The sequence below is a fragment of the Streptomyces sp. NPDC024632 genome (genome assembly GCF_055559175.1).
Map to the genome: position 1 here is coordinate 465,791 of NZ_JBVHLD010000001.1, position 24,084 is coordinate 489,874.

The following is a 24,084-nucleotide window of genomic DNA, read 5'->3' on the forward strand; positions in this document are numbered from 1 at the left end:
CGGCGACAAAGACCCGACACCCAACACCCCCCCCCCCCCCCCCCCCCGCACCCCCCCCCCCCCCCCCCCCCCCCCCCCCCCCCCCCGCCGTCCGCTCCCCCGGCGACCCGCCGGCCGCGGCCCCCTGGGGCCCGCCGGGCGACCCTCCCGGGCCCGTGGGCACCCCCTCCGGCCCGGCCCGCGCCGGGCCCGCGGAGGGGCCGTCACGGGCCGTCCGCGAGCACACGGCCGGTGACCCCGCTTCCACTTGCGAGCCGTCCGACGTCGTAACCAAGTCGTGTCTTTGCGAAATTCGCGCGACATCTTGCGGACATCTATCGGGTTAAGTACGTTGAGCCAACCCGAAACGGCGGCGTGCAACTGCGCCGAGCATCACGTGCACCATGTGCCGCGGGGGTCCCAGATCGCAGTCCAACGACGCGCAGTGGTTCAGGGGAAAGGGTTTTGAACATGAGCAGAATCGGCTACCGCAGACTGGTGGCGGTCGCGCTGGTCGCGGGCATCGGATTGTCCGCTGCCGCGTGTTCCAGCAGCGACGACAAGAAGGATGACCCGGGAACGAAGGCCAGCAGCAGCTCCAGCAGCGCCGGCACCCCCTTGGACCCGAAGACCAAGGTGTCGATCACGGTCGACTGTGAGCCGCCGACCACGAAGAAGGCCGAGCGCCAGCAGTGGATCGACGACGTCGCCGAGTTCAACAAGACGTACCCGAACGTCACGGTCAACAGCAAGGACGCGTTCCCTTGCGAGGACCCGGCCAAGTTCACCGCCCAGCTCCAGGGCGGTAGCCAGACCGACGCGTTCTACACGTACATGACCGACCTCCAGCAGGTGCTGGACGCCGGCCAGGCGGCCGACATCACGGAATACGTCAACGACAAGACGGTCCCGAACCTCAAGGACATCGACCCCGGTGTCCTCGACGTCCTCAAGGACGGCGGCAAGCTGTACGGTCTGCCCACCTCGAACTACCAGATGGGCCTGATCTACAACCGGAAGATCTTCAAGGACGCCGGTCTGGACCCGAACAACCCGCCCACCACGTGGGAAGGCGTCCGCGCCGCCTCCAAGCAGATCGAGGACAAGCTCGGCAGCAAGGGCATCCACGGCTTCATCGAGAACGCCGGCGGCAACCAGGGCGGCTGGCACTTCACGTCCGAGCTGTACGGCCTCGGCGGCACCATGGTGTCCGAGGACGGCAAGAAGGCGACGTTCAACGACGACAGCGCCAAGACCCTGCTGACCACGCTGCACGACATGCGCTGGACGGACAACAGCATGCCCGCCACCCCGGGCAAGGAGTGGGGCGACGTCCAGAAGGCGATGGGCACCGGCGTCGTCGGCATGTACGTCGGCGCTCCCGACGACATCCCGCTGGTCGTCCAGCAGTACAAGGCCAAGTTCGAGGACCTCGGCATGGCCCCGATCCCCGGCGGCAAGACCTCGCTGTTCGGCGGCGCCGACTACATGTTCAAGAAGTCGGCCTCCCCGGACCAGATCAAGGCCGGCATCGCCTGGATCAACTTCAAGTACCTGACCCTCGAGAAGGGCCAGTTCAACTACCCGCGGAACAAGACGGACGGCCTGCCCGTCGGTCTCCCGCAGCCCTTCTTCTTCACCGGCGCGTCGAAGGAGAAGGACAACTCCACCAAGGCCGCGAACGCGACCGTCCCGGTCGAGAACTTCAAGACGTACGTCGACGCCCAGGTGCCCGTGAAGCCCGAGCCGCCGAACGCCCAGAAGATCTACACCGTGCTCGACACGGTGATGTCCGGTGTTCTGACCAACAAGAACGCTGACATCTCCAAGCTGCTCTCCACTGCCGAGTCCCAGGTCAACAGCCTCCTGGCCGCCTCTCAGTAACGACAGCCCGCGGGGGCCGGTCCGGCGACCGGCCCCCGCTCAGCGGTACCGGCCCGACGCATCACTTCAGTCGAGGAGCACCCATGGCGGCGACAACCGTCCCCGAGAAATCGAGTAGGCGCCACGCCGGGCGTCCCGTTGGTCAGCCCGATGGAACGCAGCGCCGTTCCGGCCTGAGCCGTAAAGTCCGGCAGAACGTCCAGGCGTACGGCTTCCTGATCGGCGCGGTCCTCTGCTTCGGGTTCTTCTCGTGGTACCCGATGGTCCGCGAGTTCATCATGAGCTTCCAGAAGACCAAGCGCGGTGTCACCACCTGGGTGGGCTTCGACAATCTCAAGCAGGTCTACCACGACCCGTATTTCTGGACGGCCTGGCGCAACACCCTGCAATTCACGGTGTACGCGCTGGTGATCGGCTTCATCGTGCCGTTCTTCGTGGCGATCCTGCTCAATGAACTGCGGCACGCACAGGCGTACCTGCGCATTCTGGTGTACCTGCCGGTGATGCTTCCGCCGGTCGCCGGTGTGCTGCTGTTCAAGTACTTCTACAACCCGGAGTACGGGCTCTTCAACCACATTCTGAAGACCCTGCACCTGCCGACCTCCGCATGGCTGGACTCGTCGCACACGGCGATGATCTCGGTGGTGATCGCGGCCACCTGGATGAGCATGGGAAGCGCCACGCTGATCTATCTGGCCGCGCTCCAGAACATCCCCGGCGAGCTGTACGAGGCCGCCGACCTGGACGGAGCCGGGCTGTTCAGCAAGATCTGGCACGTCACGATCCCGCAGACCCGCATGGTGCTCTCACTCATGCTGCTGCTCCAGATCGTGGCGACCATGCAGGAGTTCACCAACGTCTATCTGCTGACCGGCGGCAACGGCCCGGAGAACTCCACCACGACGGTCGTGTACATGGTCTACCAGTACGCGTTCCGCTACAACAATTTCGGAAGCGCCGCGGCGCTGGGCCTTTTCCTGCTGCTGGTGCTGGCCGGATTCTCCGGTGTGTACGCGCGGCTGAGCCGGAACAGCGACTAGGACGGAAGACGGACATGGCAGCGTTCACCCAGCAAAACCGGACCCTGATCTCGTCGGCCGCTTTGAGCCGACCGCGGGCGAAATTCGTCTACTGGACCGTGCTGAGCCTGGTCATCCTGGTCTTCACCCTGGTGTTCCTCGGCCCGCTCTACTGGATGGTGACCGGCGGCTTCAAGTCGGCCCAGGAAGTCCTGGCGAATCCGCCGACGCTCTTCCCGAAACACCCGAAGGCGAGCAACTACTCGGACGCCTGGAGCGAGCTGAAGATCGCCCGGCTGCTCTTCAACACCTTCTATTACGCGTTCGGCGCGCTGCTGCTGCAACTCGTCTTCGACGTGGCGGCGGCGTACGCGATCTCCAAGCTCCGGCCGGTGCTCGGCAATCTGATCCTCGGCATGATGCTCGCCACGCTGATGATCCCGGCGGCGGTGCTGATCGTGCCGCAGTACATGACGGTCCTCGACCTGCCGCTGCTGCACGTGAACCTGATCGGCACCCCGTGGGCGATCTGGCTGCCCACGGTGGCCAACGGCTTCAACATCTTCCTGCTGAAGCGATTCTTCGACTCGATTCCCGAGGACCTGATGTCCGCGGCGAAGATCGACGGCGCCGGGCCGCTGCGCACGCTGTGGTCGATCGTGCTGCCGATGTCGCGTCCGATCCTCGGCGTCGTGTCGATCTTCGCAGTGGTCAACGTCTGGAAGGACTTCCTCTGGCCGATGCTGGTGGAGCCCGACCCGAAGAACCAGCCGATCAACATCGGCATCAACTCGCTCTCGCAGGGCGTACCGCAGAACGTGCTGATCGCCGCGCTGGCCATCTCCGCGGTGCCGACCCTGCTGATCTTCCTGCTCTTCCAGCGCAACATCATGTCCGGCCTGACCGCGGGCAGCCTCAAGGGCTGACGGGTCACCGGACCGCAAGCCTTCCGTAACGCACCCCCAAGCACTCCGCCGCCGGCCTCTATGCCCACATCCCCGCCTCCGGGGCCGGCGGCGGGGTCCCACCTGCCCGAAAGGACGTTGACGTGGCAGACACCCCTCAGCCCGAGGCCGACGAGAACTGGTGGCGCGGCGCGGTCATCTACCAGGTCTATCCGCGGAGCTTCGCCGACAGCAACGGCGACGGCACCGGAGACCTCGCCGGGGTGCGTTCCCGGCTGCCCTACCTGGCCGAGCTGGGCGTCAACGCCCTCTGGTTCAACCCCTGGTACCCGTCGCCGATGGCCGACGGCGGATATGACGTGGCCGACTACCGGGACATCGACCCGGTCTTCGGCACGCTCGCCGAGGCCGAGAAGCTGATCTCCGAGGGCCTGGCGCTGGGCATCAGGACGATCATCGACATCGTGCCGAACCACATATCGGCGGCCCACCCGTGGTTCCGCGAGGCGCTGGCGGCCGGTCCCGGATCGCCCGCGCGCGACCGCTTCTGGTTCCGCCCCGGCCGCGGTGACGACGGCGAGCTGCCGCCGAACAACTGGCCTTCGCAGTTCGGCGGCCCGGCCTGGACGAGGACGACCGACCCGGACGGCACGCCCGGCGACTGGTTCCTGAACCTCTTCGACTCCGAGCAGCCCGACCTCAACTGGAACCACCCGGACGTCCGGGCCGAGCACGAGGACATCCTGCGGTTCTGGTTCGACCGCGGCGCGGGCGGCGTACGGATCGACTCCGCCGCGATGGTCGCCAAGGACCCGGAGCTGCCCGACCTGAGCAGCGACCCGGCCGCCCCGCACCCGTACATCGACCGGGACGACCTGCACGAGATCTACCGCGGCTGGCGGCGGATCGCCGACGGATACGACAACACGCGGATCCTGGTCGGCGAGGTGTGGCTGCCGGACGCGGTGCGTTTCGCGCACTATCTGCGGCCGGACGAGATGCACACCGCGTTCAACTTCGACTTCCTCGCCTGCCCCTGGGCGCCGGAGCAGCTCCGCAAGTCCATCGAGACGACGCTGGCCGCGCACGAGCCGGTGGGCGCGCCCGCCACGTGGGTGCTGTGCAACCACGACGTGACGCGTACGGTCACCCGCTACGGGCGGGTCGACACCGGCTTCGACTTCGCGACCAAGGCGTTCGGCATCCCGACCGACCTGGAGCTGGGCACCCGCAGGGCGCGGGCCGCCGCGCTGCTGACCCTGGCGCTGCCCGGATCCGTCTACCTCTACCAGGGCGAGGAGCTGGGGCTGCCCGAGGTCGAGGACATTCCGGCGGCCAAGCTCCAGGACCCGATGTACCTGCGGTCCGGCGGCACCGACCCCGGCCGGGACGGCTGCCGTGTGCCGCTGCCCTGGTCCGGTGACTCCTCGCCGTTCGGCTTCAGCCCCGAGGGTTCGGCGGAGCCGTGGCTTCCGCAGCCGGCCGACTGGGCGGGGCGCACCGCCGAGATCCAGTCCGCCGACCCGGCGTCGATGCTCTCGCTGTACCGGGCGGCGCTGCGGATTCGCAGCGCGGAGGCCGGTCTGGGCGACGGTCCCATGCACTGGCTCGACTCCGACCCGGGCGTCCTCGCCTTCAGCCGCACCGACGCGTTCGTCTGCGTCGTCAACCTGGCCGACACCCCCGCGGAGCTGCCCGCGCACAGTGAGCTCCTGCTCACCAGCGGACCTCTCCTCGACGGCCGTATCCCCGCCGACACCGCCGTCTGGCTGCGCCGCTGAAACGATTTTCTTGCGAGGGACGGTAAGCCGATCTTCTCCGGGGCGCGGCCCCGGCCGGTTCCCTGACCGGGGCGGTACGCCGAATTTTTGAGGGGCGCGGGGGAACCGCGCGGCCAGCCACCAACGGGCCGGTGGCCCGGAGACAACCGATCCGCCCCGCGGGGGCCGGTGGTGACCTGCGGGAGCACGGTGGCTGAGCGCGCGGTTCCCCGCGCCCCTTGGGGCCTGCCCTGCACCGCGAGGTGGCCGGGCGGTGGCCGCGCGGTTCCCCGCGCCCCTTCGGGGCCGACCCCCTGGGCACGGGCACCCCGGGCGACATCTCGTCGCATTGACGATTAAGATGAGGCCATGCCTCAACTACGCCTCGCCCTGAATCAGATCGACTCCCGCGTCGGCGACATCGCCGGGAACACCGAGACCGTCGTGCGCTGGGCCCATCACGCGTCCGCGCGCGGAGCGCACCTGGCGGCGTTTCCCGAGATGATGCTCACCGGGTACCCGGTGGAGGATCTGGCGCTGCGCGCCTCGTTCGTGGACGCGAGCCGCGCGGCCCTGGTGGCGCTGGCGAAGCGGCTGGCGGACGAGGGCCTGGGCGAGCTGCCGGTGGTCGTGGGCTATCTGGGCCGCAGCGAGAACGCGCGGCCGAGGTTCGGGCAGCCCGCGGGGGCGCCGCAGAACTGCGCGGCGGTGCTGCACGGCGGCGAGGTGGCGCTGCGCTTCGCCAAGCACCACCTGCCCAACTACGGGGTCTTCGACGAATTCCGGTACTTCGTGCCGGGCGACACCATGCCGGTGATCCGGGTGCGGGGCGTGGACGTGGCGCTGGCGATCTGCGAGGACCTGTGGCAGGACGGCGGCCGGGTCCCGGCGGCCCGCGCGGCCGGCGCCGGTCTGCTGCTGTCGGTCAACGCGTCGCCGTACGAGCGGGACAAGGACGACACGCGTCTGGACCTGGTGCGCAGGCGCGCGCGGGAGGCGGGCTGCACGCTGGCGTATCTGGCGATGGTCGGCGGCCAGGACGAGCTGGTCTTCGACGGTGACACGATCGTCGTCGGCGAGGACGGCGAGGTGATCGCGCGGGCCCCGCAGTTCGCCGAGGAGTGCGTGCTGCTCGACCTCGACCTGCCCGCCGCGCCCGGGCGGGCGCCGTCCGGGCGGGTGGCCGACGGCCTGGAGATCCGCCATGTGACGCTCTCCGAGGCGCCGGTCGAACCGTATCCGGCGGAGTTCACCGGCGGCGAGGCCGAGCGGCTGACCGACGACGCCGAGATCTACGGCGCGCTGGTCACCGGCCTGCGCGCGTACGTCGAGAAGAACGGCTTCCGCTCGGTGCTGATCGGTCTGTCCGGCGGCATCGACTCGGCCCTGGTGGCCGCCATCGCGGTCGACGCGATCGGCGCGGCGAACGTGTACGGCGTGTCGATGCCGTCGGCGTACTCCTCGGACCACTCCAAGGGCGACGCGGCGGAGCTGGCCCGCAGGACCGGCCTCAATCTCCGTACGGTGTCGATCGCCCCGATGTTCGACGCCTACATGGCGTCGCTGTCGCTGACCGGCCTCGCCGAGGAGAACCTCCAATCGCGGCTGCGCGGCGTCACGCTGATGGGGATCTCCAACCAGGAGGGCCAGATCGTGCTCGCGCCGGGCAACAAGAGCGAGCTGGCGGTGGGGTACTCGACGCTGTACGGCGACTCGGTCGGCGCGTACGGCCCGATCAAGGACGTCTACAAGACGACCGTCTTCCGGCTGGCGCGCTGGCGCAACGCCGACGCCGAGGCGCGCGGCGAGACCCCGCCGATCCCGGAGAACTCGATCGCGAAGCCGCCGAGCGCGGAGCTGCGCCCCGGCCAGGTCGACACCGACTCGCTGCCGGACTACGACGTCCTCGACCGGGTCCTGGAGATGTACGTCGACCGGGACCAGGGCCGCGAGGCGATCATCGCGGCGGGCTTCGACGCCGAGTTGGTGACGCGTATCCTCAAGCTGACCGACACCGCCGAGTACAAGCGGCGGCAGTACCCGCCGGGCACGAAGATCTCCGCGAAGGGCTTCGGCAAGGACCGCAGGCTGCCGATCACCAACCGCTGGCGCGAGGGCGAGCAGAGCTGACCAACACCGCCCGGTGACCGCCGCGTTCGGCGCGCCGGAGCCGCGGGCGGCCGGATCACGCGCAGGATCGTCCTGACGGAGCCGAGCCGCGCCCCAGCGCCCGGCGCACCGGGAAGGGGACGCGGAAGTGGACGACGAACGCGAGCACCCGGCCGCGAAGGGCCCGGCGCCCCAGCCGGGCGCCCAGGGCCCGCCGCCCGGCCCGTACGCCCGTCCCGCGGACGACGGCGCGCCGCCCGGTCCGGCCCGGCGGCGCGTGCTCCACGCGGCCGTCGCCGGGGTGGTCGGCGCGGCGGCGGCCGGGTGCGACAGCGGCTCCGCCGCGGTGCGCCGCACCCCCACCAGCGGCCCCACCGCCGTCCGGCGGGCGGGCACCGACGACTGGCGGATCCGCTCGCTGGGACCGCCGGACGCGATCGAGGGGTACGCCGACAGGGTCAGCGTCCGGCCCGGTGAGCGCGTAGGGCTGTACGTGTCGACGACCGCGCCCGGCTTCCGCGTCGCCGCCTACCGGGTCGGCTGGTACGGCGGGTCGCAGGCCACGCGGGTATGGACGTCGCCGCGGACGGCGGGGCACCGGCAGCCGGGGCCCAGGACGTCCGGGTCCACCAGGACCGTGACGGCGGGCTGGGAGCGCGGCCTCGACGTCCCCACCGACGGCTGGCCCGAGGGCGCCTATCTGCTGCTGCTCACCTCCGACGACGGCCATCAGCGGTACGTCCCGCTCGTGGTCCGCTCGGCCGCGGCCACCGGCCGGACCCTGATCATGCACGCGCCCGCGACCTGGCAGGCGTACAACGACTGGGGCGGCTACAGCCTCTACAACGGCCGGGACGGCGGCTACGGAGACCGGTCGCTTGCCGTGTCGTTCGACCGGCCGTACGCGAAGAACGGCGCCGAGAAGTTCCTGGTGTACGAACGCGCCCTGGTGGTCCTCGCCGAGCGGCTCGGGCTGCCGCTGGCGTACACGACGGGGATCGACGTCCACCGCGACCCCGGCGTGCTGCGCGGCGCGACCACGGCCGTGGCGCTCGGCCACGACGAGTACTGGACGCCGGAGCAGCGCGCGCACGTCACGGCGGCGCGGGACGCGGGCACCAATCTGGTCTTCCTCGGCGCGAACACCTGCTTCCGGCGGGTCCGCCTCGAAGCCGTCCGGGGCGGCGAACCACGCACCGTGGTCTGCTACAAGACCGATTATCAGAGCGACCCCGGCCTCGCGCGCGACCCGGCGAAGCCGACCAACGACTTCCGCGCCCGGCCCGCCCCCGACCCCGAGTCCTCGCTGACCGGCGTCATCTACGAGGGGTATCCGACCGACGCCCCGTACGTGGTGGAGAGCGCCGACCACTGGCTCTTCGCGGGCACCGGCGCCGCGCGGGGCGACCGCTTCGCGCACCTGGTCGGCGTCGAGTACGACCGGGTGGACCCCGGCTACCCGACCCCGGCGCCGATCGAGGTCGTCGCCCACTCGCCGCTGGTGTGCGACGGCCGCGCCAGCCACTCGGACTCGGCGTACTACACGGTGCCCGGCGGCGCGGGCGTCTTCGCCACCGGGACGATGCGCTGGGTCGAGGGGCTGATGGCGGGCACCGGTCTGATGGGCCGCGACCACGGCATGGACGAGCGCACCCGGACGTTCGTCACCAAGGTCACGGAGAATCTGCTGACCGGCTTCGCCGCGGGGCGGGCCGCCGCTTCCCGGCCCGCCCCGCGGGCGAACGTGAGCCGGCTGTACGGGACCTGAGGCGGGCTCCGCGGGAGCGCGCCGCGCGGGCCGGGGGCGGGGACTCGGTACGCAGCGCCGTGGTCACCACGCGGCCCGCGACGGTGAGGAAGGCGAGCCCGGCCAGCGGGTAGCAGGCCGCGAGGAGCATCTGGGCGGGGTTCTCGCGCAGTTCGGGGCGTCCCCGGCCGTGCGGGAGGGCCCAGAGCGCGTACGAGCAGAACACCAGGACGGCCGCCGCCGCGCCCCAGACCCACCGCCGGTCGTGGCGGCGTACCCCCTCGGCGACGAGCAGCACGGCCATGGGCACCGCCCAGACCCAGTGGTGGGTCCACGACACCGGGCTGACCAGGAGGGCCGTCACACCGCAGGAGACCGCGGCCCACGCGGCGGCGAACGGCAGCCGGTCCCCGGCCGTGAGCGCGCCCACCGCGACGGCCAGTCCCGCGAGGGCGACGGCGAGCGCGACGCAGAGCCAGAGCGTGCCGGGGTCGCCGCTGTGCGTCAGCCGGGCCAGGACGCCGCGCAGCGACTGGTTGGCGACCTCTTCGGCGTAACCGGCGCGGTCGGGCGAGAAGACGTCCTGGGTCCAGTAGCGGACCGAGTCGTGCGGGAGGGCCAGCGCGGCGACTCCGACGGTGGCCGCGAAGGTCCCGGCCGCGACCGACGCGCGGCGCAGATACGGGGTGCCGCGCCCGCGGGTGGTGAAGGCGGCCAGGGCGAGCAGCGCGACGAACAGCACCGGGGTGAGCTTGATGCCCGCGGCGATGCCGATGCCGACCCCCGCCCACCTGCGGTCGGCCCGGCAGGTGAGGTCGGCCAGCACCAGCACGGCGAGCAGCAGATTGACCTGCCCGTAGCGCAGGGTCGCCCAGACCGGCTCGCACCACACCACCAGCGCGGTCAGGAGCAGCGCGGACGCCACGGTCGGCCGCCGGTCGACCAGCCGCAGCGACAGGGCGGCGAAGGCCACCGCGAGGAGCAGATTCGCCACGGTCGCGGCGGTGCGCATGGCGCCCACGTCCAGCCAGGTCAGCGGGACGAACAGCAGTCCCGCGAACGGCGGATACGTCATCGGCAGTCCGTCGGCGCGCAGCGAGTACAGGTCGCCGCCGGTGCGTACCGTCCAGCCCGCCGCCCGGTAGACCATCACGTCGATCATCGAGACCCGCACCAGGCGCTGCACCAGCCACACGCCCGCGACGGACAGCAGGCACCACCCGGCGGCGACGGCGGCCCGGGCGGGGGAAAGCCACTCACGCCACCCGCGTCTGCGCGCGGCGGCGGACATCGGTTCTTGCATGGCGACACCCTCACGGCAGCGGACCGGGCGCCGGCGACGAGCACCTGCGGGTCACGCTCGCGCAACCGCCGCCGGGCCGCCACCTCGGTGCGCCATCCGGCGGAGCGCGCCGAGTCGCGGGAAAGCCGTGTGCGGAGGGCTACGGCACCTGGAGGCGGGCGGCGACCGGGAGGTGGTCACTGCCGGTCTTCGGCAGGGTCCAGGACGCCTTGGGCTCGATGCCCTTGACCATGATCTGGTCGATCCTGGCCATCGGGAAGGACGCGGGCCAGCTGAAGCCGAAGCCGTTGCCCGCCGCGCCCTGCGTGGAGCGCATCTGCGAGGTGACCGAGGCCAGCGCCCGGTCGTTCATGGTGCCGTTGAGGTCGCCGAGCAGCACCACGCTGTGCAGGTTCTCGCCCGCGATGGCCCGGCCGAGCGCGTCGGCCGCGTTGTCGCGCTGTCCCGCGGTGAATCCGGCGTTGAACTTCACCCGCACGGACGGCAGATGCGCCACGTACACCGCGACCTGGCCGTCCGGGGTCTTCACCGCGGCCCGCATGGCGCGGGTCCACCCCATCTTGATGTCCACCGTGCGCACCCCGGACAGCGGGTACTTGCTCCACAGTCCGACCGTGCCCTGCACCGAGTGGTACGGGTAGGCGGCGGCGAGGTCGCGGGCGTAGCGGGGCGCCTGGCTCTCGGCCAGTTCCTCCAGGGCGACGATGTCGGCGCCGGCCGCGATGACGTCCTTGGCGGTGCCGTCGGGGTCCGGGTTCTCGGCGTTCACATTGTGGGTGAGCACCGTCAGATCGCCGCCGGAGGACGTCTTGTCGGTGACCAGGCCGCCGAAGAGGTTGAGCCAGATCACCGACGGCAGCAGCAGGGCGATCAGCGCGGTCGTGGAGCGCCGCAGCACGGCGGCCACCAGCAGCACCGGCACGGCCAGGCCGATCCAGGGCAGGAAGGTCTCCAGCAGACTGCCGAGGTTGCCGATCCGGTTGGGCAGGTCGGCGTGCACGAGCAGCAGGACGGCCACGAGGACGGCGACGACGGCGAGAATGACGCCGCGCCGCCACATGCCTTCGGGCTGCCACCAGTGACGGAACCGGGCGCGGGCTCCGGAGGCGTTCCTGGGCGGCATGGCGCTGCCGTCCGTGGTCGCGTCCGTGCCGCTCTGCGCCTGGGTCATGAGGGTCCTCACTGCCTTGCCGGGTGCTCTGCCGACCTTAGGGGATCGTTATGAGAACCGACGGACAGCGGGGTGCGGCGGGTTCCTTCACCCACCGCATCGGCCCCACCTGTGACACGACGGGGACACGCAGGACATATGTGGGGGGCGCGGTGGAGATCCCCCGCGCCCCCGTGTACTCCCGTACGCCCCGCCGCTGGTCAGCCGCGTGGGCGCATCCCGTCGAGCAGCAGATCGACCAGCCGTTCGGTGAGGTCGGGCGACAGTTCGGCGTCCGGCCGGAGCGTGGAGCGCGCCAGCATCGGTCCGGTCACGAAGTCGACCAGCAGCTCGACGTCCCTGCCCAGTTCCGGCCGGATGTCGCCGTCGGCCATGCCGCGCCGCAGCAGTTGGGCCAGCGCCTCACGGCGGGTGGCGATGACCGTGTCGTGGTAGCAGCGCCACAGATCGGGGCTGCTCTGCGCCTCGGTCAGCATCGTCCGCATCAGCGCGGACTCCCGCTTGGCCACACCGCGCCGCCGTATCGACTCGACCGCGACGATCAGATCGTCACGGAAGGACGTGCCGGGCAGTTCGGGCAGCGGGTGGGAGTCGACCGTGGCGAGCACGTCGATCAGCAGCGCCTCCTTGCCCGGCCAGCGGCGGTAGACCGTGGCCTTGCCGACCCCGGCCTCCCGCGCGATGCCCTCCATGGACAGCTCGGACAGCGAGGTGCCCTCGGCGATCAGCCGCAGCACGGTCTCGATGACCGCGCCGTCGACGGCCGCGGAGCGCGGGCGACCGCGCCGCGCGGCCGACGTACTGGGAGGGTCGATCACTGCTCGGCACCCACCTTCTCCGGCTCCGCCGCGGCGTCGGGCGCCTGTCCGACCCGCTCCTTGGCGGGCAGGAAGACCAGGGTGACGACGGCGCCGACCAAGGCGACGGCGGCCGAGCACGCGGCGGTGATGTGCATGGCGTGGATGAAGGCGTCGTTCGCGGGCTGGATCAGCGACTGGCCCTTGGGGCCGAGCTTCTCCGCGATCCCGATGGTGGCCTGGATGGACTCCCCCGCCGAGTGCCGCGCGCCGGCGGGCAGGACGTCGAGGTGGTCGTCGATGCCGTTGCGGTAGACGGTGGACAGCACCGAGCCGAGGACCGCGACGCCGATCGCCCCGCCGACCTGCCGGAAGGTGTTGTTGACCGCGGACCCGGAGCCCGCCTTCTCGCGCGGCAGCGACGACATGATCATGACGGTGGCGGGCGGCATGACGTGCGCCATCGCCGTACCCATCAGGAAGAACAGCACTTCCAGAACCCAGATCGGCGTGGACTGGCCGAGCAGCAGGAAGCCGAGGAAGGAGATCGCGGTGAGGGTCAGGCCCGCGGTGCACACCGCGCGCGCCCCGAAGCGGTCGACCACCAGCCGGGCGCGCGGCGCGAAGACCATCTGCGCGGCGGCCAGCGGGAGCAGCAGCAGACCGGTCTTGAGCGGGCTGTAGCCGCGCACGGTCTGGGTGTAGAAGACGATGAAGAAGGTGACGCCCATCAGGGCGAAGAAGACCAGGCCGATGGCCGCGACGGAGGCGGAGAAGCGGCGGTCCTTGAAGTAGGTGACGTCGAAGGCCGGGTGGTCGCTGCGCTTCTCGAACAGCACGAAGGCGCCGAGGACGACGAGGCCGCCGGCGATCGTGGCCCACACCTCGGGCTTGGTGAAGTCGCCGAACTGGCCGCCCTTGATGATGCCGTAGATCAGCAGGACCAGGCCGACGATGGAGAGCACCACACCGACCGGGTCGAGGCGGCCGGGGCGCGGGTCGCGCGAGTCGGGCACCAGGATGAACATGGCGATGAGCGCGGCGATCACGATCGGCACGTTGATCAGGAAGACCGAGCCCCACCAGAAGTGTTCGAGCAGCGCGCCGCCGGTGATCGGGCCGATGGCGATGGCGAGGCCGACCACGCCGGTCCAGATGCCGATCGCCTTGGGCTGCTCCTTGCGCTCGAAGACGTTCATGATGATCGCCAGGGTGGCGGGCATGATGAAGGCGCCGCCGAGGCCCATCACCGCGCGGTAGCCGATCAGTTCGCCCGCGGAGCCGGAGAACGCGGACAGCGCGGACCCGGCGCCGAACACGACCATGCCGAAGAGCAGGACCTTCTTGCGGCCGAGGCGGTCGCCGAGCAGGCCGGCGGTGAACAGCAGGCCCGCGAAGACCAGGGTGTAGGAGTTGATCGCCCATTCGAGCTGGCTCTGCGAGGCGCCGAGGCCGGTGGGTGAGGGCTGGGCGATGGTCTTCATCGCCACGTTGAGGATCGAGTTGTCCAGCACCACCACGAGGAGGCTGAACAGCAGCACGGTGAGAATCGCCCAGCGGCGGCGGTGGATCGCCTCCGGCACGTGGGACGGCGGGGCGGTTATCGAGTTGTCGGCCATGGAGGTCAGCCTAAGGTCTTATTCGATACGATCCCGTCTCGTATCGTAAAGGGGCGGCAAAAACGTGCCCCCTCTTTCCGGACCGGGCGAGCCGTGCCAGCATGGAAGGGATCCGGGGACGCCGTCAGGGCGCCTCGAGATGACTGAAGGAGCCGTCACCATGACGCAGCTTTCGGCTGCCCCCGCGCAGGGCCGTGACTCCCAGGCCGGCCAGGGCACGACCGCGACCGGCACGCCCGGCGCCCAGCCCGCCGACCACCCCAAGGCGCTCTACGGGGGCACCGGCACCCGTCGTATCACCGTCCGCGACCTGGCCCTGGCCAAGGAGCGCGGCGAGAAGTGGCCCATGCTCACCGCCTACGACGCGATGACCGCGTCGGTCTTCGACGAGGCCGGCATCCCGGTCATGCTGGTCGGCGACTCGATGGGCAACTGTCACCTCGGCTACGAGACCACCGTCCCGGTCACCATGGACGAGATGACGATCCTGGCCTCCGCCGTCGTACGCGGCACCAGCCGCGCGCTGATCGTCGGCGACCTGACCTTCGGCGCGTACCAGGAAGGTCCCGTGCAGGCCCTGCGCAGCGCCACCCGGCTGATCAAGGAGGCCGGGGTCGGCGCGGTCAAGCTGGAGGGCGGCGAGCGCTCCCTGGCCCAGACCGAGGCGATCGTCCGGGCCGGTATCCCGGTCATGGCGCACCTGGGCCTGACCCCGCAGTCCGTGAACACCATGGGCTACCGCGTGCAGGGCCGCGGCGACGAGGCCGCCCACCGGCTCGTCCAGGACGCCAAGGCCGCGCAGGAGGCCGGCGCCTTCGCCGTCGTCCTCGAACTCGTCCCCGCCGAGGTGGCGGCCGAGGTCACCCGCTCGCTCCAGATCCCCACCATCGGCATCGGAGCGGGCCCCGACACCGACGCCCAGGTGCTGGTCTGGACCGACATGGCCGGGCTCACCGGCGGCAAGGTGCCGCGCTTCACCAAGCAGTACGCCGATCTGCGCCGCGTGCTCGGCGACGCCGCCAAGTCCTTCGCCGAGGACGTCGTGGGCGGCGCCTTCCCCGCCGAGGAGCACACCTTCCACTGATCCCCTTCCCCTGATCCCCGCGCCCGTCAGCGCAGGGCGGCGCCCCGGTTCTCCCGGGTGCGCCGCCCTTCTCGTTCCCGTCCGAAAACCTGTCCGCGTTCTTGCCCGCGTTCTTGCCCGCGTTCCCGTCCGGAACGGTTTTGTCCGGAACGGCCTGAGTCATCCGGGCCCGGCGTCCGTATACGGGGAGGGGAGCGGCGCGGAACGGGAGGAGGTCGGCATGGGTCCCGGCACGGGCGAACTCGACCCACGGCAGCGGGTACGGCAGGATGCCGCCGTGGACGGACCACCTCCCGGCGCCCCCGGGCCGCCGGAACCGCCGGAACCGCCGGTGTCGGCTCCGGAGGAGGAGCTGATGCGGGCGCTGTACCGCGAGCACGCGGGCGCGCTCTACGCCTATGTGCTGCGGCTCGTCGCGGGCGACCGGTTCCTGGCCGAGGACGTCGTGCAGGAGACGCTGCTGCGGGCCTGGAAGAGCGCGGCCAAGCTCGACCCGGCGGCCCGTTCACTGCGGCCCTGGCTGGTGACGGTGGCCCGGCGGATCGTGATCGACGGCCACCGCAGCCGCGGCTCCCGGCCGCCGGAGACCTCGCCCGCCGCGCTCGACCTGCTCCCCGCCAGGGACGAGCTGGAACGGTCGCTGCGGCTGATGACCATCTCCGACGCCCTGCGGGACCTGTCGGACGCGCACCGCGAGGTGCTGGTCGAGACCTACTTCCGCGGCCGTACGGTCAACGAGGCGGCGGACGAACTGGGACTGCCGCAGGGCACCGTACGGTCGCGGGTGTTCTACGCGCTGCGGGCCCTGCGGAACGCGCTGGAGGAGAGAGGGGTGACCACTTCATGACACCGCACGTCGATGTGGGCGCCTATCTGCTCGGGGCGCTGGACGAAGCGGAGATGACCCGCTTCGAGGAGCACCTGGCCGAGTGCGAGAGCTGCGGCCGGGAGCTGGACGAGCTGAGCGGGCTGCTGCCGGTGCTCCACGAGATGCGCGAGGACGGCGTCGCCTTCGCGCACCCGCCCGGCGGTGACGCGATGCTCGGGCGGCTGCTGGACCAGGTGGCGCGCGAGCGCGGGGCGCGCAAGCGGCGGCGGCTGGCCGCGGTGGCCGCCGTGGCGGTGCTGGTGGTCGGCGGACCGCTGGTCGCGGTGCTGGCCACCGACGACGGCGGCGGGCGCCCGGCCGCCGGGGCCTTCGCGTCCGACCAGCGCTCCGCGACCAACCCGGAGACCGGCGTCAGGGCGACCGTCGGCATCGCGGACAAGGGCTGGGGCAGCGTGGTGGACCTGCGGCTGACGGGCGTGCGCGGCCCGCAGACGTGCCGCCTGGTCGCGGTCGCGCTGGACGGCAACGGCCAGACGGTGGCCACCTGGGCGGTGCCGGAGACCGGTTACGGCACGGACGCCCAGCCGCGACCGCTGACCGTGCACGGCGCCGCAGGACTGCACAAGGACTCGATCAGCCGCTTCGAGATCCGGGCGGCGGACGGAACACTGCTGGTCAGCGTGCCGCTCTAGCGTTACCGACCGATCGGTGACCGGTCGCTGACAGGTCGCTGACACGCCACCGATACGGTCGGTCCCCGGCTGTCGGCGCGATGTCGGCGCGGTGTCAGCGGCGCCCGCCATTGTTGTCGGCATGACGAAGCGACTGACTGACGGCGGCGGGCACTCCGCCGTAGAGGTACGGGGTCTGGTCAAGCACTACGGTGAGACCAAGGCCCTCGACGGGGTGGACCTCGATGTCCGCCAGGGCACCGTACTCGGCGTGCTCGGCCCGAACGGAGCGGGCAAGACCACCCTGGTGCGCGTGCTGTCCACGCTGGTCCAGCCCGACGCGGGCTCGGCGTGGGTCGCCGGATACGACGTGCTCAAGCAGCCCCGGCAGCTCCGCCGGGTGATCGGCCTGACCGGCCAGTACGCCTCGGTGGACGAGAAGCTGTCCGGCCGGGAGAACCTGTACATGATCGGGCGGCTGCTCGACCTGTCCGGCAAGGACGCCAAGGCCCGCGCCAACGAGCTGCTGGAGCGCTTCTCGCTCACCGAGGCCGCCAAGCGCCCGGCCCAGGAGTACTCGGGCGGCATGCGCCGCCGCCTCGACCTGGCGGCCAGCATGATCGGCAACCCGGCGGTGCTCTACCTGGACGAGCCGACCACCGGCCTGGACCCCCGCACCCGCAACGAGGTGTGGGCCGAGGTCCAGCGGATGGTCTCCGAGGGCGCGACCGTCCTGCTCACCACCCAGTACATGGAGGAGGCCGAGCAGCTCGCCGACGAGCTGACGGTCATCGACCGCGGCCGGGTGATCGCCAACGGCCGGGTGGAGGAGCTGAAGGCGAAGGTCGGCGGGCGCACCCTGGTGATCCGGCCGAGCGAGCCCTCGGTGGTGGCGGCGATGGCCGAGGCCATCTCCGGCGCCGGACTCGACGGGGTGGCGGGCGCCACCGCCGACCGCGAGGACGGCGTGGTGAGCGTGCCGATCCTCAGCGACGAGCAACTGACCGCCGTGGTCGGCCTGCTGGGCACCCGCGGTTTCTCCATCGCGCACATCGGCACCCACCTGCCCAGCCTGGACGAGGTCTTCCTCGCCATCACCGGCAAGAAGTCCGACGACGGCGCGGGCCAGCCCGACGCCCGGCCGGACGAGGACACCCGGATCGACGACAAGAACGAAGTGGAGGTCGCGGCATGAGCGCGGCTACGGCGACGGTCACCGCGCCCGCGAAGGCAGCGGCCACCGGCGAGGGACGGATCGGCCTGCGGGCCAACCTCCGGCACATCGGCGCGCTCGCGCGCCGCAACATGCTCCAGATCAAGCAGGACCCGGAGTCGATGTTCGACGCGGTCCTGATGCCCGTCATCTTCACCCTGCTGTTCGTGTACGTCTTCGGCGGCGCGGTGGCGGGCAAGGGCAACCAGCAGGAGTACGTGAACTACGTGATCCCCGGCCTGATGGCCATGATGGGCATGAACATCTCCATGGCCGTCGGCAGCGGGGTCAACGACGACTTCCGCAAGGGGGTCATGGACCGCTTCCGCACGATGCCGATCGCGCGGTCCTCGGTGCTCATCGCGAAGATCGTCGTCGAGATGGGCCGGATGATGATCGCCATCGCGATCCTGCTGGGCATGGGCTTCGCGCTCGGCCTGTCCATCCACACCGATGTCCTGCACCTGTTCGGGGCCATCGCCCTGTCGGCGGTGTTCGGCGCCTCCCTGATGTGGATCTTCATCCTGCTGGGCCTGGCCATGAAGACGCCCCAGGCGGTCCAGGGCGTCGCCATGCTGGTGCTGATGCCCCTTCAGTTCGGCAGCTCGATCTTCGCGCCGCCGACCACCATGCCCGGCTGGCTGGAGGGCTTCACCAAGGTCAACCCGCTGTCCAACCTGGCCGACGCGGCCCGCGGGCTGATCAACGGCGGCTCGGTCACCCACCCGGTGCTGATCACGCTGGCCTGGTCGGTCGGCATCACCGCGGTGACGATGCCGCTGGCGGTGGCGCGCTTCCGCAAGAAGACCTGACCCGGCCGCCGGGCCGCCCGGCACCGGTTCGCGTCAGTCCACGTCACGCATGAGAGCGACGGCCTCCTCCAGGGTGAGGCCGTCGCTCTCCGCGTGCGCGGCCTCGTACCCGGCGTCGGTGAGCAACTCCCGCAGCCGACCCTCCGCCTGCTCCATGTCCTGCCGCTCGGCCGGGGCCATCACGGACGGCCGCAGGCGGCCGTTGGCGTTGAGCAGCGCCACCGCGCGGCGCGCCCTGCGCACCGCGCGCTCCTGGTCGGCACCGTCCGCGGTGGCGAGCATCGTCAGCAGATCCACCACCCCGGGCGAGAGCATGATCGCCAGCCGCGGGGTGATGACGGTGGCCAGCGGGTGGCGGCTGAGCTCCGCGACACCGTCGTCGATCAGCCGCAGCCCGGTCTCCGGGTCGCCGGCCCGGCCGATCAGGGAGCCGCGCATGGCGTGCAGCAGCCCCTTGATGAAGCCGGGCACACCGTTGGCGTGGCGCACCGTCGCGTCGAGGGCGTCGTCGATCAGCTCCAGCGCCTCGTCGAACCTGCCGCGGCGGCTGAGCACCTGGGCGAGCAGCACCCGGCCGAAGAAGCCTGCGCCCTCGCTGGCCGCCGCGTACTTGTCGGCGTCCGCGACCCCCTCGCGCAGCAGCCGCTCGCCCTCATCCTCCTCGCCCGAGTGGAACAGCGCCTCGCCCATCCGGACGGTGAGCACCGGTACGTGCTGGTGGGAGCCGATCTTGCGGGCCAGCGCGATGCCCTCGCGGCAGCATTGCGCGGCGCGCGCCCACTCACCGCCGTTGGAGGCCGCCTCCGCCTCGGCGGACAGCGTCTCCGCGGTGCCCCACTCGTCACCGAGCCGCTGGAAGAGCCCGCGGCTCTCCGCGATGTCGGCCAGCGCGTCGGCGAGCCGTTCACTGATGTCGTTGTTGATCTTCGCGCGCAGTTGCAGCGCGAAGGCCAGCTCCCACTGCCGCCCGTGGACGCGGCAGCTCTCCACGGTCTCGTCCATCAGCGGGCCGAGCCGGGAGAAGTCGCCGGAGAAGAAGGCGCCGTAGGGCCGCAGGATGCCGGGGAAGCGGGCGGACTGCGGCAGATGCGGCGGGTAGGTCTCTATCAGCGCGCGGCCGATACGGGCCAGCTTCGGGTGCTCCCACCAGTCGGTCTCGCCCTGCATGGACGCCATGTCCTCGATCCGCACCCAGCGCCTGGCCTCCAGCAGCCGCTCGCCCTCCAGCGGCGGCGGATCGTCCAGCGGACCGCGGTCCAGCGGTTCGAGGGCGGGCGGCGTCTCGAACGGGTCGGGACCCATCGCGGCCACCGCCGCGGGCCAATGGCGGCGCTCCGACTGGTAGTTGCGGACCTCCCAGAACCAGCAGCAGCTCAGCACCAGCAGCAGCGCGTCCTGCTCGTCGCCGGTCTCCACCGCCCGGCGCAGCGCGGCCCGCAGATTCTCGTGCTCGCGCTCCAGCCGTTCCAGCCATACGAGTTGGCCCACGCCCTCCTCGCCCGCGCCCCGGTGCTGACCGCGCCCCGCGCCGCGCAGCATCGGGTCGGCGGTGCGCACGTACTCCCTGAAGTACGTGAGGTGCCGCCGCTCGACGGCCGCGCGCTCGCCGGATTCCTCCAGGCGCTCGGTCGCGTACTCCGAGATCGTCTCCAGCATCCGGTGGCGTACGCCGTCGTCGGTGAGGTCGGCCAGCACGAGGGACTTGTCGACCAGGGAGGCGAGCAGCGCCGCGGCGTCGAGGGCGTCGATGCGGACGCCCTCGCGGGCGCCGTCCGCCGCTTTCGCCGGGTCGGCTTCGTCGGGGTCGGTCCCTTCGGGGTCCGGGCAGATCGCCTCGACGGCCTCCAAGGTCCAGCCGCCGCGGAAGACCGCCAGGCGGCGGAGCAGCACGCGTTCGGCCGGGTCCAGCAGGTCCCAGCTCCAGTCCACGACGGCGCGCAGCGTCTGCTGGCGGGGCAGCAGCGTACGGCTGCCGCCGGTCAGGAGGCGGAAGCGGTCGTCGAGGCGGTCGGCGAGCTGGCGCGGCGAGAGGCTGCGCAGCCGGGCCGCGGCCAGCTCGATGGCCAGCGGCAGCCCGTCCAGGCGGCGGCACAGCTCGGCGCAGGCCACCGGGTCCTCGTCCACCGAGAAGCCGGGCCTGGCCGCCGCGCCCCGGTCGGCGAGCAGCCGCAGCGCCGTGGGGTCCGGCAGCGGGTCCAGCGGCCGTACCAACTCGCCCGGTACGCCCAGGGGTTCGCGGCTGGTGGCGAGCACCGAGACGCCCGGGCAGTGCGCGAGGAGCTGTTCGGTCAGGGTCGCGGCAGCGCCGATCACGTGCTCGCAGTTGTCCAGCACCAGCAGCAGCTCGCGGCTCGCACAGTAGTCGGTGAGCTGCCGGGCCGGGTCCTTGGTCTTGGTCTCGACGGACAGCGCGGCCTCGGTGGCGCTGCCGGAGTGCAGCAGCGTCTCGCGCAGCCCCAGCGAGCTGATCACCGCCTCGGGCACCGTCCGCGGATCGCTGACCGGCGCCAGTTCGACGTACCAGACGCCGTCCTTCCAGCGCGGCGCCACCAGGTCACCGGCCTCCTGCGACAGCCGCGTCTTGCCCGTGCCGCCGGGTCCGGTGAGCGTGACGAGCCGGGCGCGCGACAGGTCGCCGCGCACCGCGGCCAGGTCGGCCTCGCGGCCGACGAAGCTGGTCAGCCGCGCGCGGGCGTTCCCCGGTACGGGCCGGGCCCCGCCCGCAACGGCCGCGCCCCGACGCCCGAACGCACCGCCGTCAGCCGCCTCGCCCGCGGCGGCGCCCATGACGGCCCCGCCGGGGCCGTACTCGGCCGGGCCGCCCTGCCCGTCTCCGCCCGAAGCGGGTCCGGTCCGGTGGTCCTGGCCGACCTGTCCGTGATCGGCCGGGCGTGGGCCGGGGGCCGCGGTCGGGCCGCGGGTGTCGGATCCGGGGGTGGGCGGGCGGGTGCCGCGGGCCCGGCTCTGCGCCCTTCCGGCCGCGGAACCGCCCGGGCCGGGCGGAGCCCCGACCGGACGGTCACCCGGCAGCGGCGGGGGGTTCAGCAGTTCCGCGTGCAGGGCGCGCAGTTCGGGGCTGGGGTCGGCGCCGAGCTGGTCGGCGAGGTCACGGCGGACCGCCTCGTACGCGGCCAGGGCGTCGGCGGTACGGCCCGCGGCGCGCAGGGCGCGGATGTGGAGGGCGCGCAGCGGCTCGTCCAGGGGGTGCGCGGCGGCCAGCTCCGCCAGCTCGGGGAGGATCGGACCTGCCCTGCCGAGGGCCAGTTCCGCGGTGAGCCGCTGCCGCTGGGCGTCCCGGCGCAGCGCCTCGCTGCGGACGGCGGCCGTGCCCCGGTCGGGCAGGTCCGCGAGCGCGGCCCCGCGCCACAGCGCGAGCGCGTCGCCGAGCAGCCCGGCGGCCTTGACCGGGTCGCCGTCGGCCAGCGCCCGCGCCCCCTCGTCGGCCAGCCGCTCGAACCGGTACAGATCCACGTCCTCGGGCGCCGCCTCCAGCCGGTAGCCGCCGTCGACCGAGCCGACCGCGTCATGGCCGATGGCCCGGCGCAGCCGACCGATCAGCGCTTGCAGCGCGCCGGTCGCCCCGGCGGGCGGGTCGCCGTCCCACACCTCGTCGATGAGCGCGTCCGCGCCGATCACCCGGCCGGGCCGCAGTGCGAGCGCCGTCAGCAGCGCGCGCAGCCGACCGCCCGCCAGTGCGGCGGGCGTGCCGTCGTCGCGCAGAGCCTGGGTGGTGCCGAGAATCGCGTATCGCACGGCCCCATTGTTACGGAGCCCGCACGGTCACCGCGCCCCGGTCGGCCCCGGTCCGCCCGCGGCGGCGAGGGCGTACGGTCCACGCGGGGGGCGGAGGCGTGGCGTCCGCTCGCGCGCCTCCGTACAGCGGTGGCCCGGCGTGACGCGGCGTTGGAACCTGGTCACGCCGCCGGACGTTTCCCGGGCACGGCCTGTGTCGTTTCCGTCCCGGATGGCATGATCGGGCGGCTGCCTCAGGCCGCGTCCGTCCCCACCACCGTCGGTCCCCCACCGTCGGGCCGCCGGGCCCGCGCACGACCTCCCGTAGCCTCAGCGCCCCACCGCCCACGCCAGGAGCCCGTCCATGAGCGTCACATCGATCCGCAGGGCCGACCGTCGCGGCGACAGCGACCGGAGGATCAGCCCGGTCTTCCTCGCCATCGTCGCGGTGATGGCCGTGTCCGGCTGGGCGGTGTGGAGCCAGTTCGCCTCCGACCACGGCTTCGCGGTCTTCCTGTTCGTGGTGTCCGGCTGGGTCGTCTCCCTGTGCCTGCACGAATACGCGCACGCCCGCAGCGCCCTGCACAGCGGTGACATCTCCATCGGCGCGAAGGGCTATCTGACCCTCAACCCGCTGAAGTACACGCACGCGCTGCTGTCCATCGTGCTGCCGGTGGTCTTCGTGATCCTGGGCGGCATCGGCCTGCCCGGCGGGGCCGTCTTCATCGAGCGCGGCCGCATCCAGGGGCGCTGGCGGCACAGCCTCATCTCGGCGGCGGGCCCGCTGGTCAACGTCGCCTTCGCGGTGCTGCTGATGCTGCCGTTCGCGCTCGGCGCGCTGGACTCCTGGCCGACCGAGTTCCTGTGCGCGCTCGCCTTCCTGGCGATGCTCCAGGTGACCGCCGCGATCCTGAACCTGCTGCCGGTCCCGGGCCTGGACGGCTACGGCATCATCGAGCCGTGGCTCTCGCCCGCCGCCCGCCGCCAGTTCGAGCCCTTCTCACAGTTCGGCCTGCTGGCGGTCTTCGGTGTGCTGTGGATTCCGGCGGTGAACGTGAAGTTCTTCCACGCCATCGACACCGTGATGGGCTGGCTGCACGTGCCGCGCGACTACGTGGACTACGGCTACACGCTGTTCCAGTTCTGGCGGAAGTGACGTCAGCTCTGCGGCTGGCCCGTCGCGTCGGCGGCAGCGGCGGCGTCCATCTTCGCCTTGCGGAAGTAGTACCAGCACATGTTGCTGGTCAGCCCGGCGAGCAGCACCCACACGATGCCCAGGAAGCTGCCGTGCGCGAAGGACACCACCGCGGCGGCGACGGCGAGCAGGCACGCGATGAGGGCGTAGAGGGCGAGGCGGGGCATGGGGTGCGGCTCCTGTCCGGGCGGACGCGTACGGTCGTCCGCCATTGTCCCCCATGCCCCGGACCGCTCGGGACGGGCTCGTACGTCT

The 24,084-nt window shown here is 71.9% G+C and carries 18 protein-coding genes; 12 read left to right on the plus strand and 6 right to left on the minus strand.

Annotated features, from left to right (window positions below; genetic code table 11):
• Positions 1 to 450: 450 nt before the first annotated feature.
• From ACZ37P_RS02015 to ACZ37P_RS02040, 6 genes are all read left to right on the plus strand, one after another.
• On the plus strand, positions 451 to 1,863 hold the full coding sequence (locus ACZ37P_RS02015; RefSeq protein ID WP_355334468.1) for an ABC transporter substrate-binding protein: 1,413 nt from the start codon (positions 451 to 453) through the stop codon (positions 1,861 to 1,863).
• Between the two features lie 83 nt (positions 1,864 to 1,946).
• Positions 1,947 to 2,903, plus strand: a complete 957-nt coding sequence (locus tag ACZ37P_RS02020) for a carbohydrate ABC transporter permease (RefSeq protein WP_355334470.1) — start codon at positions 1,947 to 1,949, stop codon at positions 2,901 to 2,903.
• A gap of 14 nt (positions 2,904 to 2,917) precedes the next feature.
• Positions 2,918 to 3,808 (plus strand): carbohydrate ABC transporter permease, encoded by an 891-nt coding sequence (locus tag ACZ37P_RS02025; protein WP_355334473.1) that lies wholly within the window; start codon positions 2,918 to 2,920, stop codon positions 3,806 to 3,808.
• Positions 3,809 to 3,930: 122 nt separating this feature from the next.
• Positions 3,931 to 5,568: a glycoside hydrolase family 13 protein gene (locus ACZ37P_RS02030; protein ID WP_355334474.1), complete on the plus strand. Its 1,638-nt coding sequence runs from the start codon at positions 3,931 to 3,933 to the stop codon at positions 5,566 to 5,568.
• Between the two features lie 348 nt (positions 5,569 to 5,916).
• Positions 5,917 to 7,677, plus strand: a complete 1,761-nt coding sequence (locus ACZ37P_RS02035; protein WP_391043735.1) for an NAD+ synthase — start codon at positions 5,917 to 5,919, stop codon at positions 7,675 to 7,677.
• 256 nt (positions 7,678 to 7,933) lie between these two features.
• Positions 7,934 to 9,424, plus strand: coding sequence for a N,N-dimethylformamidase beta subunit family domain-containing protein (locus ACZ37P_RS02040; protein WP_467344620.1), 1,491 nt, complete (start codon positions 7,934 to 7,936; stop codon positions 9,422 to 9,424).
• Here the strand turns inward: ACZ37P_RS02040 and ACZ37P_RS02045 are convergent.
• The 4 genes from ACZ37P_RS02045 to ACZ37P_RS02060 form a co-directional block, all read right to left on the minus strand.
• A complete protein-coding gene (locus tag ACZ37P_RS02045) occupies positions 9,330 to 10,694 on the minus strand; it encodes a glycosyltransferase 87 family protein (protein ID WP_467344622.1) in 1,365 nt (454 codons plus the stop codon). The two genes, ACZ37P_RS02040 and ACZ37P_RS02045, sit on opposite strands and share 95 nt — an antisense overlap.
• A 151-nt stretch (positions 10,695 to 10,845) precedes the next feature.
• Positions 10,846 to 11,829 carry an endonuclease/exonuclease/phosphatase family protein gene (locus ACZ37P_RS02050; protein WP_467344624.1) on the minus strand — a complete coding sequence of 328 codons (984 nt, stop codon included), beginning with the start codon at positions 11,827 to 11,829 and terminating at the stop codon, positions 10,846 to 10,848.
• A 248-nt stretch (positions 11,830 to 12,077) separates the two neighbouring features.
• The gene (locus ACZ37P_RS02055; RefSeq protein ID WP_355334485.1) at positions 12,078 to 12,695 is read right to left on the minus strand and encodes a TetR/AcrR family transcriptional regulator; all 618 of its coding nucleotides are present in this window, start codon (positions 12,693 to 12,695) and stop codon (positions 12,078 to 12,080) included.
• On the minus strand, positions 12,692 to 14,293 hold the full coding sequence (locus tag ACZ37P_RS02060; RefSeq protein ID WP_467344349.1) for an MFS transporter: 1,602 nt from the start codon (positions 14,291 to 14,293) through the stop codon (positions 12,692 to 12,694). Before ACZ37P_RS02060 ends, ACZ37P_RS02055 begins: the two co-directional genes overlap by 4 nt.
• A 160-nt stretch (positions 14,294 to 14,453) precedes the next feature.
• Between ACZ37P_RS02060 and panB the strand changes: the two genes are divergently transcribed.
• The 5 genes from panB to ACZ37P_RS02085 all read left to right on the plus strand — a co-directional run bounded on the left by panB (position 14,454) and on the right by ACZ37P_RS02085 (position 18,902).
• Positions 14,454 to 15,377, plus strand: coding sequence for a 3-methyl-2-oxobutanoate hydroxymethyltransferase (gene panB / locus ACZ37P_RS02065; protein WP_467344350.1), 924 nt, complete (start codon positions 14,454 to 14,456; stop codon positions 15,375 to 15,377).
• A 220-nt stretch (positions 15,378 to 15,597) separates the two neighbouring features.
• Complete coding sequence (locus ACZ37P_RS02070; protein WP_355334493.1) at positions 15,598 to 16,224, plus strand: sigma-70 family RNA polymerase sigma factor; 627 nt, start codon at positions 15,598 to 15,600, stop codon at positions 16,222 to 16,224.
• Positions 16,221 to 16,898: a zf-HC2 domain-containing protein gene (locus ACZ37P_RS02075; RefSeq protein WP_355334496.1), complete on the plus strand. Its 678-nt coding sequence runs from the start codon at positions 16,221 to 16,223 to the stop codon at positions 16,896 to 16,898. The genes ACZ37P_RS02070 and ACZ37P_RS02075 overlap by 4 nt, the downstream gene beginning before the upstream one ends.
• A 121-nt stretch (positions 16,899 to 17,019) precedes the next feature.
• Positions 17,020 to 18,072, plus strand: coding sequence for an ATP-binding cassette domain-containing protein (locus ACZ37P_RS02080; RefSeq protein WP_467344352.1), 1,053 nt, complete (start codon positions 17,020 to 17,022; stop codon positions 18,070 to 18,072).
• Positions 18,069 to 18,902, plus strand: a complete 834-nt coding sequence (locus ACZ37P_RS02085) for an ABC transporter permease (RefSeq protein WP_188280623.1) — start codon at positions 18,069 to 18,071, stop codon at positions 18,900 to 18,902. Before ACZ37P_RS02080 ends, ACZ37P_RS02085 begins: the two co-directional genes overlap by 4 nt.
• A gap of 33 nt (positions 18,903 to 18,935) precedes the next feature.
• Here ACZ37P_RS02085 and ACZ37P_RS02090 read toward each other — a convergent pair whose 3' ends face one another.
• Entirely contained in the window at positions 18,936 to 22,655 is a 3,720-nt protein-coding gene (locus ACZ37P_RS02090) for an AfsR/SARP family transcriptional regulator (protein WP_467344355.1), read from the minus strand.
• Positions 22,656 to 22,998: 343 nt separating this feature from the next.
• On the opposite strand from ACZ37P_RS02090, the gene ACZ37P_RS02095 reads away from it, so the two are divergent.
• Positions 22,999 to 23,790 (plus strand): site-2 protease family protein, encoded by a 792-nt coding sequence (locus ACZ37P_RS02095; protein WP_391160037.1) that lies wholly within the window; start codon positions 22,999 to 23,001, stop codon positions 23,788 to 23,790.
• 2 nt (positions 23,791 to 23,792) lie between these two features.
• Here the strand turns inward: ACZ37P_RS02095 and ACZ37P_RS02100 are convergent, their stop codons facing one another.
• Positions 23,793 to 23,996, minus strand: coding sequence for a hypothetical protein (locus ACZ37P_RS02100; protein WP_355334509.1), 204 nt, complete (start codon positions 23,994 to 23,996; stop codon positions 23,793 to 23,795).
• Positions 23,997 to 24,084: the final 88 nt, after the last annotated feature.